The 17919-nt window shown below is 74.8% G+C and carries 16 protein-coding genes; 6 read left to right on the forward strand and 10 right to left on the reverse strand.

The genetic code is table 11. From position 1 onward, the window contains the following. Window positions 1-13 precede the first annotated feature (13 nt). Window positions 14-1300 (reverse strand): phosphodiester glycosidase family protein, encoded by a 1287-nt coding sequence (locus M8316_RS21010; protein ID WP_250053100.1) that lies wholly within the window; start codon window positions 1298-1300, stop codon window positions 14-16. Window positions 1301-1401: 101 nt separating this feature from the next. Here M8316_RS21010 and M8316_RS06680 point away from each other — a divergent pair, with 101 nt between their 5' ends. Further along, a complete protein-coding gene (locus M8316_RS06680) occupies window positions 1402-2574 on the forward strand; it encodes a site-specific DNA-methyltransferase (protein WP_250053101.1) in 1173 nt (390 codons plus the stop codon). 12 nt (window positions 2575-2586) lie between these two features. Here M8316_RS06680 and M8316_RS06685 read toward each other — a convergent pair whose 3' ends face one another. Then, window positions 2587-2868, reverse strand: a complete 282-nt coding sequence (locus M8316_RS06685) for a hypothetical protein (RefSeq protein ID WP_250053102.1) — start codon at window positions 2866-2868, stop codon at window positions 2587-2589. 61 nt (window positions 2869-2929) lie between these two features. Beyond that, a complete protein-coding gene (locus M8316_RS06690) occupies window positions 2930-4453 on the reverse strand; it encodes a WS/DGAT/MGAT family O-acyltransferase (RefSeq protein WP_250053103.1) in 1524 nt (507 codons plus the stop codon). 248 nt (window positions 4454-4701) lie between these two features. Here M8316_RS06690 and M8316_RS06695 point away from each other — a divergent pair, with 248 nt between their 5' ends. From M8316_RS06695 to M8316_RS06705, 3 genes are all read left to right on the forward strand, one after another. Then, window positions 4702-5403 (forward strand): HNH endonuclease family protein, encoded by a 702-nt coding sequence (locus M8316_RS06695; RefSeq protein WP_250053104.1) that lies wholly within the window; start codon window positions 4702-4704, stop codon window positions 5401-5403. A 167-nt stretch (window positions 5404-5570) separates the two neighbouring features. Further along, on the forward strand, window positions 5571-5963 hold the full coding sequence (locus tag M8316_RS06700) for a hypothetical protein (protein WP_250053106.1): 393 nt from the start codon (window positions 5571-5573) through the stop codon (window positions 5961-5963). A gap of 37 nt (window positions 5964-6000) precedes the next feature. Beyond that, window positions 6001-7122, forward strand: a complete 1122-nt coding sequence (locus M8316_RS06705; protein ID WP_250053107.1) for an FUSC family protein — start codon at window positions 6001-6003, stop codon at window positions 7120-7122. 33 nt (window positions 7123-7155) lie between these two features. Here M8316_RS06705 and M8316_RS06710 read toward each other — a convergent pair whose 3' ends face one another. After that, window positions 7156-8283, reverse strand: a complete 1128-nt coding sequence (locus M8316_RS06710; protein ID WP_250053108.1) for a glutamate--cysteine ligase — start codon at window positions 8281-8283, stop codon at window positions 7156-7158. 130 nt (window positions 8284-8413) lie between these two features. Here M8316_RS06710 and M8316_RS06715 point away from each other — a divergent pair, with 130 nt between their 5' ends. Next, window positions 8414-9967 (forward strand): threonine/serine exporter family protein, encoded by a 1554-nt coding sequence (locus tag M8316_RS06715; protein ID WP_250053109.1) that lies wholly within the window; start codon window positions 8414-8416, stop codon window positions 9965-9967. Window positions 9968-9989: 22 nt separating this feature from the next. Here M8316_RS06715 and M8316_RS06720 read toward each other — a convergent pair whose 3' ends face one another. Then, the gene (locus M8316_RS06720; RefSeq protein ID WP_250053110.1) at window positions 9990-10829 is read right to left on the reverse strand and encodes an SDR family NAD(P)-dependent oxidoreductase; all 840 of its coding nucleotides are present in this window, start codon (window positions 10827-10829) and stop codon (window positions 9990-9992) included. An 82-nt stretch (window positions 10830-10911) separates the two neighbouring features. On the opposite strand from M8316_RS06720, the gene M8316_RS06725 reads away from it, so the two are divergent. Next, the gene (locus M8316_RS06725; RefSeq protein WP_250053111.1) at window positions 10912-11580 is read left to right on the forward strand and encodes a TetR/AcrR family transcriptional regulator; all 669 of its coding nucleotides are present in this window, start codon (window positions 10912-10914) and stop codon (window positions 11578-11580) included. Window positions 11581-11849: 269 nt separating this feature from the next. Here M8316_RS06725 and rocD read toward each other — a convergent pair whose 3' ends face one another. From rocD to M8316_RS06750, 5 genes are all read right to left on the reverse strand, one after another. Then, window positions 11850-13097, reverse strand: a complete 1248-nt coding sequence (rocD, locus tag M8316_RS06730) for an ornithine--oxo-acid transaminase (protein WP_250053113.1) — start codon at window positions 13095-13097, stop codon at window positions 11850-11852. A gap of 181 nt (window positions 13098-13278) precedes the next feature. Then, window positions 13279-14961, reverse strand: a complete 1683-nt coding sequence (locus tag M8316_RS06735; protein WP_250053114.1) for a sensor histidine kinase — start codon at window positions 14959-14961, stop codon at window positions 13279-13281. A 43-nt stretch (window positions 14962-15004) separates the two neighbouring features. Continuing rightward, window positions 15005-15715 carry a response regulator transcription factor gene (locus M8316_RS06740; RefSeq protein ID WP_250053115.1) on the reverse strand — a complete coding sequence of 237 codons (711 nt, stop codon included), beginning with the start codon at window positions 15713-15715 and terminating at the stop codon, window positions 15005-15007. Between the two features lie 554 nt (window positions 15716-16269). Then, window positions 16270-17439, reverse strand: coding sequence for an RNA polymerase sigma factor (locus M8316_RS06745; RefSeq protein WP_250053116.1), 1170 nt, complete (start codon window positions 17437-17439; stop codon window positions 16270-16272). Beyond that, the gene (locus M8316_RS06750) at window positions 17436-17846 is read right to left on the reverse strand and encodes a YciI family protein (RefSeq protein WP_250053117.1); all 411 of its coding nucleotides are present in this window, start codon (window positions 17844-17846) and stop codon (window positions 17436-17438) included. The genes M8316_RS06745 and M8316_RS06750 overlap by 4 nt, the downstream gene beginning before the upstream one ends. Window positions 17847-17919 lie beyond the last annotated feature (73 nt).

Below are 17919 nucleotides of genomic sequence, written 5' to 3' on the forward strand. Positions count from 1 at the left end.
CTCATCCCCGCCGTCATCCCCGCCCGGGCTTGTCGTAGGTGACGACCAGCGAGTTGGCCACGGAGCGCTCGGCGCCGTCCGAGGGCGTGTTCACCAGCCGCAGCCGACCCTGCCGCCGCACCGCCATCGTGGTCGAGCCACCGCCGTCGAGGTTGAGCGCCTCGTCGGCGCCCAGCTGCTGCATGACGCCGACCAGCTCGGCGAGGGTGAACCCGCGGCTGCGCGAGCTGCGGCCGTCCACGGCGAGCAGCAGCAGCTCCTTGGTGTCGCGGTCGATGCCGATGACGGTGCGCGGCGCGGTCTCGGTGTCGTCGAGCTCGCGGCCCACGCCGTCGTCGATGATGATCCGGCTGCCGGTCAGCGCCAGCTGCGGCTGCCCGACCAAGCCCTTGCGGACCTTGACCCGCTCACCCTTGCGCAGGGTGGCCAGGGCCTTGGCGCCGGCGCCGCGGCCGACGAGCACCATGCCCCAGCCGCGCTTGCCGCCCACGACCTTCGCCCGGTTGGCCGCGACGCGCCCCTTGCGCACGATCACCATCCGCACGCCCTGCCGCCGGCCCTCGACCACGGCCCGGCCGGGGGAGTAGGTGCCCCAGTGCCGCGTGTAGACGCCGATGCCGCCGGGCAGCACCGTGGCGCTGTTGACGTTGGTCAGCTGCCCACCCGGCACGCCCCCGACGCGGCCGTAGAGCTGGGCCTGCTCGAAGACGGGCCGGCCGCGCGAGGTCAGCATGAACGTCTGGTTCCAGTCCCGCGCGCGGGCGTTGAGCAGCCCGCGGCTGGGGGAGAGGGCGGTGCCCAGCGGCGCGTTGGTGCCGTGGATGTCGAAGAAGTCCCCGTTCACGGCGGCCACGAAGCGGCGCTGCTCGCCCAGCATCGTCCGCACGCGCGAGAGGCCGGTGATGCTCGAGCCATCCTCCACGTCCAGGCCCACCCCGCGCTGCCTCAGCGAGACGGTGAGCAGGGTGGCGCGCGTGGTCCCGCGCGAGGACGTGGCGGAGAGCCGGGTGAACGAGACGCCCGGTCGCACCTCGGTGACCGAGCCGGTGCGCGTCGCGACGCGCCCGCCGGTCGCACCGCCGAGCACCACGGAGGAGCCGTCGTCGTCGGCGACCGCGCGGCCGGACTCACCGGTGGAGGAGACCGCGTCCCGGTCCAGGACGAGCCGTCCGGTGCGCTCCCGCTCGGCGCTCGTGCCGCGCTCGGACCCGTCCGCGGCGAGCGCGGAGCCGAGCGGTGCGGCGAGCGCGCCCGCGGTCACGAGCGCGACCAGGCCGGCGAGGGGGCGACGGGGGATCACGGCGACGAGGGTAGGTCGGGGGTGCTGCGGATCGGGGAGAATCGCCGGGGCTCGTGGCCGATCCGTGACCCGGCCGCCCGCCGGCGTCCTACTGTGCACCCGTGACGCCGCAGAACACCTTCCTCGAGGGCGACAACCTCGAGGTGCTGGCGCGCCTGGCCGCCGAGCGAGCCCGCTTCGACCTGGCCTACCTCGACCCGCCCTACAACACGCGCAGCGACCTGGTCTACGACGACGCGGTGGGGCGCGGGCGTGGCCGGCACCAGGCCTGGACGGCGGCCCTGCGGCCGCGGCTGGAGGCGGTGCTGGCGCTGCTGGAGCCCACCGGCGCGCTCGCGCTGAGCATCGACGACCACGAGGTGGCGCACCTGCGGCTGCTGCTCGACGAGGTGGTGGGGGAGCAGAACCTGCTCGCCCAGGTCGTGGTCAACCTCAACCCCAAGGGTCGCCAGCTGGGCCGCGGCTTCGCCACCAGCCACGAGTACCTGCTGGTCTACGCGGTCGACGCCGCGTCCTGCGTGCTCGACGCCAGCACCGCCGACACGGTCGACGAGCGGGACTTCGGGCACACCGACGAGGCCTCCGGCCGCCGGTTCCGGCTGCTGCCGCTGCGCAACACCAACAAGCGGTTCACCCCGGCCAGCGCGCCCACGCTGCACTACGCGCTGCACGGCGACCCGGCCTCGGGGCGGGTGGCGACGACGCCTTTCGCCGGCTCGGAGGAGATCACCCCCGTCTTCGGCGACGGGCAGGCGGCGGTGTGGCGGTGGTCGCCGCCGCTGGTCGCCGAGCGCGGCGAGGACGACCTGGTGTGCCGCCGCGTGCGCGGGCACCGCGGCGAGCGGGTCGACGTCTACCAGCGGGACTGGCTGCACGAGGGCCGCCGCAAGAAGCTGACGACGCTGTGGCTGGCCGAGGAGGTCGGCTCCACCGACACGGCCGTGGCCGAGCTGAAGGACCTCGTCGGCCACGTCTTCTCCAGCCCCAAGCCCACCGGCCTGCTGCGCCGCCTGCTGGGCACCATGCCCGCCGACGCCCGCGTGCTCGACCCGTTCGCGGGCTCCGGCACGACCGGGCACGCGGTGGCGCTGCTCAACGCCGAGGACGGCGGCACCCGCACGTCCACCTCGATCGACCGGGCCGCCCCGCTGCGCACCGACTCACCGGCCGGGCGGACCGCCCTGGCCGCCGGTCACGCCACCGTCGCCGACGTCACCCGGGCGCGGCTGCGCGCCGTCGACGCGCGCCTCGGCGGCGGGCTGGTCTGCGGCTGAGCCGCGCGGCGCTCAGTGCGGCAGGCCGTCCTGCACCGGGCTCTCGACGGGGTCCTCCACCTCGAGCAGGGCGAGGACGTCGGCGTCGGGGGCGGGTGCGCTGCTGCCCAGCAGGTACAGCCCCGCGGCGAGGACGGCGGGCAGGGCCGCGGCCGGCAGGACGTCGTCGGCCTCGAGCAGCCTGCCGAGCACGACCCCGGCGACGCCCGCGAGCGCGGCGACCAGCAGGCAGCCGCCGACGGTGCGCGCCAGCCAGGTGAACAGGCGGGTCCGGTGGAGCATCTGCGCGAGCACGGGGCCTCGATCCGGGACGGGTCGGCCCAGCGCCGACGACGAGCGCCGATCATGACACGTGTCAGGCCACGCCGACGGCGTTCTCGAGGTCGGCCAGCTCGCCGTCGAGGTGGGTCAGCAGCCGCTGGAGGGAGGGCACCGTGCGCCGGCAGCCGGTGACGCCGAACGCCATCTGACCGGTGTAGGAGGTGCAGGTGACGTTGAGGGCCATCCCCGAGATCGGGATCGACAGCGGATAGGTGCCCACCAGGCGCGCACCGTTCCAGTACAGCGGCTCGCGCGGCCCCGGCACGTTGGAGATCACCAGGTTGTACGGCGGGCGGACGAGCCGGCCCAGGCCCAGCAGCGGGCCCAGGATCGCCGGCGCCTGCCCGAGCGTGCTCATCGCCAGCACCTGGGTGGGCGTCATGGCGGAGAGGGCCTGCTTGCCGTCGGTCATGGAGGCGGCCACGTGCGCGAGCCGGTCGGCCGGGTCGGCCAGGTGGGTGCCGAGCGAGGCCATGACCGCGCCGATCGCGTTGCCGCCGTCCGTGGCCGCCAGGTGGGAGCGCTCCGCGTGCAGCGCCACCGGCACCATCGCCACCAGCGGGGTGGCGGGGAGGGCGTCGTGCTCGAGCAGGTAGCGGCGCACCGCGCCGCTGGTCATCGCGAGGACGACGTCGTTGATGGTGGTGCCGGCCGCCTTGCCCACCAGCCTCAGCCGCTCCACGGGCCAGTCCTCGGCGGCGAACCGGCGCGACCCGGTGATCGGCCGGTTGAAGATCGTCCGGGGCGCGTGGAAGCTCAGCGCCCCCGTCTGGTCCTGTGCGCCGCGCAGCACCCCGCGCACCACCGCGCCGGGCATGCCGGCGGCCTCGGCCAGCACCCCGTACCCGGTGCGCACGCTGCCGGCCAGGTCGCGCAGCGTGTCCTGCGAGGCCAGCGCCGCCTGGAGCAGCGTGTCCGGCGACCCGGAGACGGGTGGGCCTGGGCTGGGCGATCCTGGGCTGGTCGTTCCGGGGCCGGACGATCCGGGGGTGGACGGGCCCGTCTGCTCCTCGGCGGTGGCGTCGACGTGCGGGTGCCCGGCACGCTGCGACCACGGCGCCGGCACGTCGCGCGCCTCGGGGTCGGGGGAGAGCACGCTCTGGAGCAGCCGCATGCCCGCGACGCCGTCGATGAGGGCGTGGTGGATCTTGGTGTAGACGGCCACCCGGCCGTCGTCCAGGCCCTCGATGACGTGGCTCTCCCACAGCGGGCGGTCCCAGGCCAATCGCTGGGCGTGCAGCCGCGAGCACAGCTCGAACAGCTCGCGGTAGCGACCCGGACGGGGCAGGGCGTTGTGCCGCACGTGGTGCTCGAGGTCGAGCTGGCGGTCGGGCAGCCAGACCAGCTGTCCCGCGGTGCGCAGGGACCGGTAGGGGTGCTTGAGGAACATCGCGGAGACGTCGCCGGCGTCGCGCAGGGACTCGTACATCCCGCGCGTCCAGTCGGGGCCGGCGTCCTCGGGCGGCTCGAAGAGCTGGAGCGCTCCCACGTGCATGGGCATGGACCGGTTCTCGGCCAGCAGGAACGCCGCCGACGTCGGGTCGATGAGGGTGGCCACGGGTCCTCTCGGGGGCAGGAGGGTGAGGCCCGATCATCGAGCACTGTGAGCGGGGCCACAACACCCGGGCCCGTGTCCGGCGGGGCTCCACCGGTCACCGTCACCGGACACCCCGGCCGGATACCCACCAGGGTAAAGCTGCAGGTTCGTGCAGCGCAGGTTCCTGGGGCTGGTCGGGAGAGGGAGTGCGGGCGTTCACTGAGTCCCGGAGGTCGGGGCGTGCCCGACCCGGTCCCCAGGAGCACGACATGCACAGGCCCCGTCCGTGCACCCCGATCCAGCAGCCCCTCCTGTCACTGGCAGGCCTCGCGGGGCTCGCGGTCGCGCTCGTCGTGGGGATCATGCTGATCGCGGGCTCGCCGGCCACGGCCGCGGCCGGGCAGACCTACTCGGCCCCGCTGTCCCGCGCCGTGGCGGACCTGCCCGTGGCCGCCGAGCACGCCACCGGCTACGACCGGGACCTGTTCGAGCACTGGACCGACGCGGACGGCGACGGCTGCGACACCCGCCGGGAGGTGCTGATCAGCGAGGCCGACGACCCGGTGACGGTCGGCGCGGGCTGCTCGCTGTCCGGCGGACGCTGGTACTCCTACTACGACGGCGTCTCCTGGTACGACCCCTCCGACGTCGACATCGACCACATGGTGCCGCTCGCCGAGGCCTGGGGCTCCGGCGCCTGGTCCTGGTCCGACGCCACCCGCGAGGCCTACGCCAACGACCTGGGCGACTACCGCACCCTCGTCGGCGTCACCGACAACGTGAACCAGTCCAAGTCCGACCGCGACGTCGCCGAGTGGCTGCCCGCCCAGCAGCAGTGCCGCTACCTGCGCGAGTGGACGGCCGTGAAGCACCGCTGGGGCCTCTCGGTCGACGCCACCGAGAAGGCCGCCATGACCGACCTCGCCTCCACCTGCAGCGACCTCACCATCACGGTGACGCTCGCCCGCTGACCACCCCCCTCCCGCAGGCGCTGCGGGGCCGTCCTCCGTCCACAGGCCGACCCCGCAGCGCCCCCCTCCCCAGGCGGGACGACGGCGCCCCCACCGGGCCTCGCGCGTCCCTAGCGTCGTGTGCACCCGCCGGGACCAGCCCGGCACCTCCCACCGAGGAGCGCACCGTGCGCCGACCGACCTTCCCCCTCCGCCCGCTCGTCCCGTCCCTGCCCCTGCGCGCCCTGCCCCTGGCCCTCCTGGTGCTGGTCCTCGGGCTGCCGCTGGGGGTCACCGCCGGCCTCGCCACGGCCGCCGACGGCCCCACCGACGAGGCCCCCGGCGACACGATCGTCGAGGTCACCGGGGACGCCGGGAACGGCTTCGGCATCCACCACCTCGACGGCACCGCGCTGTACCCGCCCACCGACTCCGAGGCCCTGGCCGAGTGCTCCGCCTACGAGCGCTTCGGCCACCGCGTGCGCTGCCGCACCGAGGTGCGCACCTGGTACCGGGACCTCGCCGACCTGCAGCAGGCGCTCGAGCACGCGCACGACGCGGCGATCGGGGCGACCGTGTGAGCCGTGCCAGGGGGCGGCGGTGAGAGGATCGGGCCTCGTGGAGCCTCGCACCTCGGACGTCGCGTTCTTCCCCGGTGCCGCGGTGCTCCGCCGGGGTCGGCTCTCCTTCCGCGCCCGCCGGGCGCGGCTGCGGGCCAAGGGCTGGCAGGTCGGCCAGGCGGCCGTCGCGGCCGGCGTGGCCTGGTTGGTCGCGCACGACCTGCTCGGCCACGACGCCCCGCTGTTCGCCCCGATCGCCGCCGTGCTCGGCCTGGGCACCACCTACGGCCAGCGGCTCAAGCGGATCGCCGAGGTGACCGCCGGCGTCGCCATCGGCGTGCTCATGGCCGACCTGCTCGTCGCCTGGATCGGCGCGGGTTGGTGGCAGATCGTCGTGGTCGTGGGCCTGGCCGTCTCCGTGGCCGTCATGGGCGGCGGCGGTGCGCTGCTGGTCAACCAGGCCGCCGTCCAGTCGATCTTCGTGCTCGCGCTGCTGCCCACCACCGGGGCCTCGTTCACCCGCTGGATCGACGCGGTGATCGGGGGCGCGGTCGCCCTGGTCGCGGCGACCGTGGTGCCCTCGGCGCCGCTGCGCCGCCCCCGGGAGCAGGCCGCGCGGGTGCTGCGCAAGGTCGCCGTGCTGCTCGGCCACGCCGCGCAGGCGCTGCGCGAGGAGGACGCCGAGCGGGCGCGGGCGCTGCTCGTGGAGGCCCGCTCGACCGACGTGCTCGTCCGCGAGCTGCGGGCGGCGGCCGACGAGGGGATGGCGGTGGTCAGCTCCTCGCCGTTCCGGGTGCGGCACAAGCACGACATCCGGCGGATGGCCGACCTGGTGGACCCGATGGACCGGGCGCTGCGCTCGACCCGCGTCCTGGTGCGGCAGGTCTCGGTGGCCACCTACCGGGCGCGCGTCGTGCCCGACGAGTACGTGGCGCTCGTGGACGAGCTGGCGCTGGCGGTGGACGTGGTGGTCGCCGAGCTCGCCGCGGACCGGATGGCCGTGGCCGCCCGCCCGGCCCTGCTCGCAGTGGCGCAGGCCTCCGGGTCCGTGCCCCGCTCCGACGAGATGACCGCCGAGGTGGTGCTCGCCCTGCTGCGCTCGGTGGTCGTCGACCTGCTCATGGTCACGGGCCTCGACCAGCTCGAGGCGACGGAGTCGCTGCCCCCGACGCCGCGCTGAGGCGTCCCGCCCGGTGGGGGCGGTGGGGACGTCTCAGAGGCCGGCGCGCAGCTCGCGGACGACGGAGTCGACGACCGCCACCAGGTCGCCCCCGGTGGCCTCGGCGACGCGCCGCTGCCGCTGGTAGGAGGCGCCCCGCTCGACCAGGTCGTTCACCGAGGCCAGCTCCTCGCTGCAGCCCAGGCGCTCCGCGACGGGCTCCAGCCGCACGACCAGGTCGGCGAGGTCGTCGGTCACGAGGCGCTCGTTCGACTCGGCGTCCAGGATGACGATCGCGTCCAGGCCGTAGCGCGCCGCGCGCCACTTGTTCTCCTGCACGTGCCAGGGCGGCATCGTGGCGACCTGCTCGCCGGCGGCCACCCGCTGGTCCAGGTCGACGACCAGGCAGTGGGTGAGCGCCACGAGGGCGGAGAGGTCGGCGAAGGTGGAGACGCCGTCGCAGATCCGGTTCTCCAGCGTGCCCAGGTGCGGCGCGGGCCGCACGTCCCAGCGGATCTCGTTCAGGTGGTCGACCACGCCCGTGGTCAGCTGGTCCTGCGCGAAGGACTCGAACTCCTCCCACCGCTCGAACTGGAACGGCAGCCCGGCCGTGGGCAGCTGCTGGAAGAGCAGGGCCCGGTTGGAGGCGTAGCCGGTGTCCGTGCCCGCCCAGGTCGGGGACGACGCGGAGAGGGCCTGGAGGTGGGGGAAGTAGGTGAGCAGGCCGTTGAGGACGGGCATCACCCGGCTGACCTCGGGCAGGCCGACGTGCACGTGCAGGCCCCAGATGAGCATCTGGCGGCCCCACCACTGGGTGCGGTTGATGAGCTCGGCGTAGCGGTGGCCCTCGGTCAGCTGCTGCGCGCTCCACGAGGCGAACGGGTGGGTGCCGCCGCCGTAGAGGTCGATGCCCAGCGCGTCCGCGGTCGGGACGACGTCGCTCAGGGTGCGGCGCAGGTCCTCGACCGCCTCGCCGGTGGTGCGGCAGATGCCGGTGACCATCTCGACGGTGTTGCGCAGCAGCTCGGAGTGCAGCTTCTCGGGCTGGGCCATGACGGGCCCGGCCGCTGCGAAGAGGTCGGTGGCGTCGTTGCGCAGGTCCCGCGTGGTGCGGTCGACCAGCGCCAGCTCCCACTCCACCCCCAGCGTGGGCTCGGGGGAGGAACGGAAGTCGATGCGCACGGCGACAGCGTTCCACACTCGGCACCGGCCGTGCCCCGCCGCGCGGGGGAGGAGTGGGCCGGATCGGGGCCGGATCGGGCGCTGATCGGCTCGATTGGGGTCGCGCCGCGCCTGCTGTCACGATCCGAGGGTGACCCCGCACGACCAGACTCCACCCCCTGACGCCGCGCCCGAGCAGGCCCTCGAGGCGACCGCCGAGGAGGCCGCGCGCCGCGCCGAGCACGAGCGCGAGCAGGAGCGGCTCGAGGCCGCCCGCCGTGAGGCCGTCATGCGCGAGACCGCGCTGGGCCTGGACCTGTGCCTGCGCATCGGCGAGGTGCTGCTCAGCAGCGGCGCCGGCGCCGCCGACGTCTCGGCCACCATGCAGTCGGTGGCCGCCGCGCTCGGCATCCGCAACGTCGACGTGGACGTCACCTTCACCTCGCTGTCGATGACGGCGCAGGAGGAGCTGGGCGACCCGCCGGTCGTGGGCAACCGCCAGGTCAGCCGCCGCACCATCGACTACGACCAGCTCACCTCGGTCGACCACCTCGTCCGCGCGCTGCTGCGCGAGGAGGTCGACCTGCGCCAGGCCCGCACCGAGATGGGCCGCATCACCTCGACCGGGCGCTCGCGCCCGCGCTGGGCCGTCACCATCGCCTGGGCCGTCATGTGCGCGGGCGTCGGCCTCCAGCTCGGCGGCAAGCCGCTGGTCATCGCCCTGGCCGCGGTGTCCGCCGTGCTCATCGACCGCATCCAGCACCGGATGGCCAAGCGCCGCCTGCCCAGCTTCTACCAGCAGGTCGCCGGCGGCGGCGTCGCGACGCTGCTGGCGCTGGGGGTGGCGGCCACCCCGCTCCAGATCAACGTCTCCCAGGTCGTCACCGCGAACATCATCATGCTGCTCGCGGGCGTCGGCTTCGTCGGCGCGCTCCAGGACGCGCTCACCGGCTACTACGTGACCGCCTCGGCGCGGTTGATGGAGGCGTTCCTCGCGACCGCCGGCATCATCGCCGGCGTCTCGGGCGGGCTGAGCCTGGGCGGCGCGGTCGGGCTGCCCACCCCCGTCCTGGAGCCGGGGACCTACAACCTGCAGACCGTCGGCATGCTCGTGCTCGGCTCCGCGCTGGCGGCCGCCGGGTTCGCGTACGCCTCGTACGCGCCGCTGCGGGTCCTGCCCGCGGTGGCGGGCGTGGCCGGCGTGGCCATCGTCATCAGCCGCACCCTGGCCGAGGTCGACCTGGCGCGGGCCTGGTCCACCGCGTTCGCCGCCACGGCGGTCGGTCTCGTGGCCTACCACCTGGCCGCGCGGTACCGGGTGCCGCCGCTGGTCGTGGTGGTCTCCGGCGTCGTCCCGATGCTGCCCGGTCTCTCGATCTACCGGTCGCTGACGCTGCTCAGCGAGGGCGGCAGCGCGATCTCCGAGGGCCTGCTGGCGATGGTCGCGGCCATCTCGGTGGCCATCTCGATCGCCTCCGGCGTCATCCTCGGCGAGTACCTGGCGCAGCCGCTGGCGCGCGAGGCCTCGAAGCTGGAGCACCGGCTCTCCGGCCCGCGCCTGGTCGGGCCGCTCAAGGTGCCGCGGCCCAAGCGCCGCAAGCGTGGCTCGACGACCACGGGCAGCCTGCGCACCGTCACGCCCGAGCAGGAGGCGAGCGACCGACGCCGCCGGCAGCGGCAGCGTCCGTCGTCCTCACCCTCCTGACCGGGCGGGCCGGGGGAGTGCCTCAGACGCCCTTCTTGGGCGGCATCGCGCGCCGCGCGAACCGGGCCACGACGTCCTGGTAGCGCGAGCCGAGCACGGTGGAGACCAGGTGCAGGGCGTGCGCGTCCGCGCCGACCAGCACCCGGGCCTTCTCCTTCTCGACCCCGGCGAGGATCACCTCGGCGGCCTTCTCCGGCGTCGTGCGGGCCAGGTGCTTGTCGAAGTAGGCGGCGGTGGCGGCCTGGTCCTCCTTGGCGGAGACGCGGGCGCTGCGGGCGATCGCGGTCTTGATGCCTCCGGGGTGGACGGCGGTGACGCCCACCGGGTGGCCGGCGATCAGCATCTCCTCGCGCACGGACTCCGTCATGCCGCGCACCGCGTACTTGGCGGCGTTGTACATCGACTGCCCGGGCATCGACATCAGACCGAAGAGGGAGGAGATGTTGACCAGGTGGCCCTCGCCGGAGGCGATGAGGTGGGGGAGGAACGCCTTGGTGCCGTTGAGCACGCCGTGCAGGTTCACGCCGAGCAGCCAGTCGATGTCCTCGAACTCGAGGTCGACGAGGTCGCCCGCGAGGGCCACGCCGGCGTTGTTGACGACCAGGTTGACCCGCCCGAAGGTCTCGGCCACGTCGTCGGCGTAGGCCAGGACGGCGGCGCGGTCGGCCACGTCGAGGGTGTCGGTGCGCACCTTGGGGGCGCCGAGCGACTCGGCCAGGCGGCCGGTCTCGGCCAGCCCCTCGGCGTTCACGTCCGAGAGCGCCAGCAGGCTGCCGCGCCGGGCGCAGGCGAGGGAGAGGGCCCGGCCGATGCCGGAGCCGGCGCCGGTGATGACGACGACCTTGTCGCGGAGGTCCTGCACGCTGATCACGTCCTAGGGAGGTGCGGGGGTGGGTCTCCCGACGGTATGGCGCTATTGAACAATGGTCAATAGAGTGGCCGTCATGAGCAGCGCCCCCCGCGACCCCGCGCCCGCCCGCAGCCGTGGCGGCCGCGTCCGGCTCTCGCCCGAGCAGCGCCGCGAGCAGCTGCTCGACCTGGGCGTGCGGCTCCTGGGCTCGCGGCCGCTGGACCAGCTGAGCATCGACGTGCTGGCCGAGGAGGCCGGCATCTCCCGCGGCCTGCTCTACCACTACTTCGGCAACAAGCACGACTTCCACGCGGCCGTCGTCCGGCGCTCCGCGGACGAGCTGATCGCCCGCACCGAGCCGCCGCGCACGGGGGAGCCGCTCGAGCGGCTGCGGGTCTCCATGGCGGGCTACCTCGACTACGTCGACGCCAGCTACGCCGGCTACGTGTCGCTGGTGCGCTCGGCCGCCGGCGGGGCCGAGGAGCTGCGCGCGATCTACGAGGAGACCCGGACCGTCCTGGTCGACCGGGTCTTCGCCTCCCGGCCGGCGCTGGTGGCCGACGGCCCGATGGCCCGCCTGGCCGTGCGCGGGTGGGCGGCGTTCGTGGAGGAGAGCGTCCTGGCCTGGAAGGGCGCGCCGGTCGACGCGGACGGGCGCCGCGCCGGCGCGACTCGCGAGGACCTGCTCGGCCTCGTCACCGACGCGCTGCCGGCGCTGCTGGCCTCGGCCGCGCCCGAGGCGCTGCTGCCCGCCCCGTCCTGACCCCGTCCTGACCCGGCCCGATCCCGGCGATTCCTGACCCGGCTCCGGAACGAAGCGAGCGCCACGCGCCCGAGGGAGTCTCAGGACCTCGGGAGGCGTGGCGCTCGCGTCCAGGAGTTGCGTCGGCGGGCCTGGGGCCCGCCGGTCCTGCGGCGATCGCGCGTCGTCAGGACGCCGTCAGGCTACCCCTCCGGGCATCCGCCGCAGGCGCGAGCGCCCAGGGTTCCCGACCGGTCCAGACCCGCGGGCCGGACCGGTCCGCACGCGGCTCACTCGCCGCGGACGACGGCCTCGAGCTGATCCAGGCCCCACGACAGGTCGGCCTCGGAGACGACCAGCGGCGGGGCGAGGCGGATGGTGGAGCCGTGGGTGTCCTTGGCCAGCACCCCCCGGGCCATGAGCTTCTCGCAGACCTCGCGACCGGTGCCGACGGCGGGGTCGATGTCGACGCCCGCCCACAGGCCGCGGACGCGGACGGCGAGGACGCCGTGGCCCACGAGGGCCTCGAGCCGGGAGCGGAGCACCTCGCCGAGGCGGGTGGCGCGCTCCTGGTACTCGCCGCTGCGCAGCATGGCGACCACCTCGGTGCCGACGGCGCAGGCCAGGGCGTTGCCGCCGAAGGTCGAGCCGTGCTGGCCCGGGCGCAGGACGCCGAGCACGTCCGCGTCCGCCACCACGGCGGAGACCGGGACGACGCCGCCGCCCAGGGCCTTGCCGAGCACGTAGAGGTCGGGGACGACGTCCTCGTGGTCGCAGGCGAAGGTCTTGCCGGTGCGGCCCAGGCCGGCCTGGATCTCGTCGGCGGCGAAGAGCACGCCGCGCTCGGCGGTCAGCTCGCGGACGCCGCGCAGGTAGCCCTCCGGCGGGATCACCACGCCGCCCTCGCCCTGGATCGGCTCGATCAGGACGCCGACGGTGTTCTCGTCCATCGCGGCGGCCATCGCGTCCAGGTCGCCGTAGGGGACCATCGTGAAGCCGGGCGCGAACGGCCCGAAGCCGTCGTGGGCGTCCGGGTCGTCGGAGAAGCCGACGATCGTGGTGGTGCGGCCGTGGAAGTTGCCGGAGGCGACGATGACGGTGGCCTGGCCCGGGGCCACGCCCTTGGTCTCGTAGCCCCACTTGCGCATGACCTTGATGGCGGTCTCGACGGCCTCGGCGCCGGTGTTCATCGGCAGCACCATGTCCTTGCCGCACAGGTCGGCCAGCGAGGCGCAGAACTCGGCGAACCGGTCGTGCACGAAGGCGCGGCTGGTCAGCGTCAGCTTGTCGAGCTGCTCGTGGGCGACCCGCAGCAGCCCCGGGTGGCCGTGGCCGAAGTTGAGGGCGGAGTACCCGGCGAGCAGGTCGAGGAAGCGGCGGCCGTCGACGTCGGTCATCCAGGCGCCCTCGGCGTGCTCCAGGACGACGGGGAGCGGCTTGTAGTTGTGGGCCGTGCGGGCCTCCGCCTCCTGGAAGGCCTGGGTGGTGCGGGTGGCACCGGCCGAGGTGCTCTCGGTGCTGGACTCGGTGACGGTCACGATGTCGCCTCCTGTGCTGCGGGGCCGCGGGACGGCCGTGGTCGGGGAGCGGCCACGGTGCTCGGGCCGCGGGCACGCCGGGCCGCGGCACCGCGGGGGTCTCCTCCACGAGACCAGGTGTGCGGCCGCAAGTCCAAGATTGTCAGACAATCTGACGATGCGCGAGCCGGGGTGCGGGGCCTCAGGCCACGGGCAGCCGGACCTCGATCGTGGTGTCGCCGGGGACGGAGCGCAGCGTGACCGTGCCGCCGTGGGCGCTGACGATGGCCCGGACCAGGGAGAGCCCCAGGCCGGCGCCGCCCTCGCGGTTGCGCGCCTGGTCGCCGCGGACGAACCGCTCGAAGGCGTGCCCCACCAGCTCGGCGGGGAAGCCCGGCCCGTCGTCGTGCACGGTGAACCCGTCCGGCAGGGCGGCCACGGTGACGGTCGACCCCTCGGGGGTGTACTTGCGGGCGTTGGTGAGCAGGTTGGTCAGCACCTGGTGCAGCCGCAGCTCGTCGCCCACCACCTCGACGGCCTCGTCGGCCAGCTCCAGGCGCCACTCGTGGGCGGGGGAGACGACCCGGGCGTCGGAGACCGCCTCGAGCAGCATCCGGGTCAGGTCCACCGGTCGACGCTCCAGCGGGCGGCCGGCGTCCAGGCGGGCCAGCAGGAGCAGGTCCTGCACGAGCGCCGTCATCCGCGCCGACTCCTCCTCCACCTTGGCCAGGGCCAGGCGCTGGGCGCCGGCGTCGTCCGGGCGCCGGCGGGCCAGCTCGGCGTAGCCGGCGATCGTCGCCAGGGGAGTGCGCAGCTCGTGGCTGGCGTCCGCCACGAACTGGCGGACCTGCTGCTCGGAGCGGTGCCGCGCGGAGAGCGAGGTCTCGACGTGCTCGAGCAGCGTGTTGAGGGCCGCGCCCACCTGGCCGACCTCGGTGCGGGCGTCGGTGAGGTGGTCGGGCACCCGCTCGTCCAGGTCGATCTCGCCCGAGGAGAGCGGCAGCGTGGCCACCGTGTGCGCGGTCTCGGCGACCTCCTTCAGCGGCCGCAGCTGCCGGCGCACCAGCACCAGCCCGGCACCGGTCGCGACCACGGCGCCACCGAGGATCAGCGCGACCTCCCAGGCCAGCAGCGTGCGCACCACGTCCTCCACGTCGCCCACCGGCAGACCGGCCACGGCCACGCCGTACACGGTCTGCGTCGCGGCCACCCGGTACTCGCCCTGGCCCGCCACGCGCACGGTCACCGGGGTGCCGTCGGTGTCGAGGTCGGAGAGCTGCTCGAGCGCCTCCCCGGAGAGCAGGGAGAAGGACGCGGCCCCGTCGGAGCCCTGGGTGATGACGACGCCGGCCTCGGTCGTGCCGTCGGAGTTCACGTACCCGTCGCCGAGGAAGTAGGCCTCCATCGAGCCGAAGCCCTGCCCGAACCCGCGGTCGTCGTCGCGCTGGTCGGTGCTGGAGTCGCGCCCGTCGTCGGGCGGGGCCTCGCCGAGTGACCCCGCGGAGATGCCGGGGAACTTCGCCGACCGGTCGAGCGCGGCGGTGACGTCGTCGTCCAGCTGCCCCATCAGGTAGGCGTGCACCGCCACCGTGGCGACCCCGCCGATGACCACGCTGATCGCCACGACCAGCGCCACGGCGGTGAGGACGAGGCGGGTCGAGAGCGGCGCCAGCCGGTGCCGCTGCCGCCACACCGCGCGGGCGGGCCGGGCCAGGGGCGAGGTGCCCAGGACCGCGGCCAGCCGGGCTCGGCGACCGGACGCGGCGCCCTCGGGGCTGCCCCCAGGACCGCCCCCAGGACCGCCCGCGGCGGTTGCCGTGGGGGACGTCGACGCGTCGGCGGTCGTCACGTCGGTGACGGGAGAGGCGGGGTCCTGCTCGGGCACGGTCGTCCTCGGGGTGGTGCGGGTGCGGGCGCGGCGAAGCGTGTCAGGCGGCGGGCTTGAGCACGTACCCGGCGCCGCGCATGGTGTGGATCATCGGGTCGCGGCCGGCGTCGATCTTCTTGCGCAGGTAGGAGATGTAGAGCTCCACCACGTTGGCCTGGCCGCCGAAGTCGTAGTTCCAGACGCGGTCGAGGATCTGGGCCTTGCTCAGCACGCGGCGCGGGTTGCGCATGAGGAAGCGGAGCAGCTCGAACTCGGTGGCGGTCAGGTTGATCTCGGTGCCGTCGCGGAAGACCTCGTGGCTGTCCTCGTCCAGCGACAGGTCGCCCACGGTGAGCAGCGAGGACTCCTGCTGCTGCTGGGCGCCGGCCCGCCGCATGAGGCCACGCAACCGGGCCACGACCTCCTCGAGGCTGAACGGCTTGGTGACGTAGTCGTCGCCACCCGCGGTCAGGCCCGCGATCCGGTCCTCCACCGCGTCCCGCGCCGTGAGGAAGACGACCGGCACGAGGGCGTCGAAGCCGCGGATGCGCCGCAGCACCTCCATGCCGTCGAAGTCCGGCAGCATCATGTCGAGCACGATCGCGTCGGGGCGGAAGTCCTTGGCTGCCTGCACCGCCTTGGAGCCGGAGTGCGCGGCCTGCACCTCCCAGCCCTCGTAGCGCAGGGCCATGGAGATGAGCTCGGCGATGTTGATCTCGTCGTCCACGACGAGGACGCGGAGGGGAGTGCCGTCCGGGCGGGTGAGGTCCATGGCTGACACTGTGAGGCTCCTGTCTGTGCGCTTTCTGTGAAAGGGCGCTCGGTGTCCTGAGAGTGCCACAGCACCGGCCGCACCGGGCGCACGCACGGGCTGCGGCCAGCGGACGTCAGTACGCTCCCGGCAGCGCTCGGGGGCGCCCGTCTCGTGGCGTCAGCGGTCCGGCAGCCGGTCCTCAGCACAACCTCGCGTCGGGCACAGGCCCACCACAGGCTGCCGCGCCAGAGTCGTCACCAGGTCGACACGGCAGTCCTCTCCGCACCCGAGACACGGCTGCTCGCCCCGGTCGCCTGCCCTACGCGGCACGGCCCGGCGAGCGGACGTGGCGGGGAGGGACCGCTGCCGCGGTGACCGTGGCCGGCGCGCGGCCGGGCGGACTGGGGGGTCTCGCCCGCGACGTCACGCCGGCAGCGTCAGGGTCCCGGGAGCACGGGTGGTCCAGGCTCCCGGGACCCTGACCTTGACCTTGATCTTGGCCTTGATCGTGACCTCGGCCTTGACCCCGGCCCTGGTCCTCGGCCTTGATCCAGGCCGTGACCCGGACGCCCTCAGCGGCCCTGGCGCAACCGCGCCGCCTCCCGCACGAGGTGGTCGCGCTCGCGCACCCGGGTGGCCCGCCGGGCCGCCTCGGCGTACAGGTTCGCGGCCACCGCCCGCTCCCCGGCGGCCTCGCGCAGCCGGGCCTCCACCGCCACGCGGCGGGGCACGTCGGCCGGGACGGCGGCCAGCGCCGCGAGCCCCGCGGCCGACCCCTGCGCCTCACCGAGCGCGACCACCCGGCCGAGCGCGTGCACGGGGGAGGCGGTGAGGGCCACGAGGTCGTCGTACCAGGCCACGACCTGAGGCCAGTCGGTCTCCTCCCAGGTGGCGGCGTCGCAGTGCAGGGCGGCCACCGCCGCCTGCAGCTGGTACTCGCCGCGCCTTTCCCGGGCCAGCGCGGCCTGGAGCACGGCGACGCCCTCGGCCGCCAGGTCGGTGCGCCAGCGGGTCCGGTCCTGCCGGTCCAGGGGCACGAGCTGCCCCGCCTCGTCCGTGCGTGCCGGGCGTCGGGCGTGGTGCAGCAGCAGGAGCGCGAGGAGGCCCGCGGCCTCCTCGTCCGCGGTGCGCCGGTGCAGCTCGCGGGCCAGGCGGATCGCCTCCTCGCACAGGTCCACGTCACCGTCGTGACCCTCGTTGAAGACCAGGTAGAGCGCCCGCAGCACGCTGGTGAGGGAACCGGAGGGCGGCAGCCCCTGCTCGCGCACGGTGCGCTTGGCGCGACTGATCCGCTGCGCCATGGTCGCCTCGGGCACGGCGAAGGCGTCCGCCACCTGCCGCGTCGTGAGGCCGCCGACCGCGCGCAGGACGAGCGCTGCCGCCGAGGCGGTGGACAGGGCCGGGTGGGCGCACAGCCGGTAGAGCTCGAGGGTGTCGTCGGTGCCCGGCACGTCGCCGGGCGGCGGGGCCAGGGCCAGCGCCTCCTCGCGCGCCGTGCGGGCCGACGCCGAGCGGACGCCGTCGACCCAGCGGCGCCAGGCGGTGGTCACCAGCCAGCCCTGCGGGTCCCGCGGCGGGTCCTGCGCCCAGGTGGTGACCGCCTGCAGCAGGGCCTCGGCGACCGCGTCCTCGGCCGAGGAGAAGTCGGCGCCCCGGGCCAGCAGCACCGACAGGACCCGGGGCGCCAGCTCCCGCACGACCCGGGCGCTGCCCGGGTCGAGGGACGCGGCAGGCTCGCTCACTCGTCGGTCGCCGGGGCGGGGTCGTTGAGGAACGGGCGCAGCTCCAGCCACTCGTGGATGGGGCGTCCGCCGGCGCCGGGGGCGGCCGAGAGCTCGCCGGCCAGCTCGATGGCGCGCTCGCGGGTCTCCACGTCGATGATCATCCAGCCCGCGGCGAGGTCCTTGGTCTCGGCGAACGGGCCGTCGGTGACCGGCGGCCGGCCCTCGCCGTCGGAGCGGACCCACAGCCCGTCGGGGGAGAGCGCCTGCCCGTCCACGAACTCGCCGGTGGCCTCGAGGCGGGCCGCCCAGTCGCGCATGTAGGCGATGTGGTCGGTGACCTCCTGCGGCGTCCAGCGGTCCATCGGCACGTCGTTCACGGCCGCGGGGGCGCCGCGGTAGTGCTTGAGCAACAGGTACTTCGGCACGGTGTCGTCCTCTCGTCTGCGGCGCCGCCGGTGGCGACGCTCACCCCTGGGTCGGAGCCGCCCCGGCGCCCTC

The sequence above is a fragment of the Nocardioides bruguierae genome (genome assembly GCF_023554635.1).
GTDB lineage: Bacteria > Actinomycetota > Actinomycetes > Propionibacteriales > Nocardioidaceae > Nocardioides > Nocardioides bruguierae.

Coding starts and splice junctions, on each gene's coding strand:
- M8316_RS06725 (WP_250053111.1), top strand. CDS start 10,912: ATGAGCAGCGCCCCCCGCGACCCCGCGCCCGCCCGCAGCCGTGGCGGC.
- M8316_RS06695 (WP_250053104.1), top strand. CDS start 4,702: ATGCACAGGCCCCGTCCGTGCACCCCGATCCAGCAGCCCCTCCTGTCA.
- M8316_RS06740 (WP_250053115.1), bottom strand. CDS start 15,715: ATGGACCTCACCCGCCCGGACGGCACTCCCCTCCGCGTCCTCGTCGTG.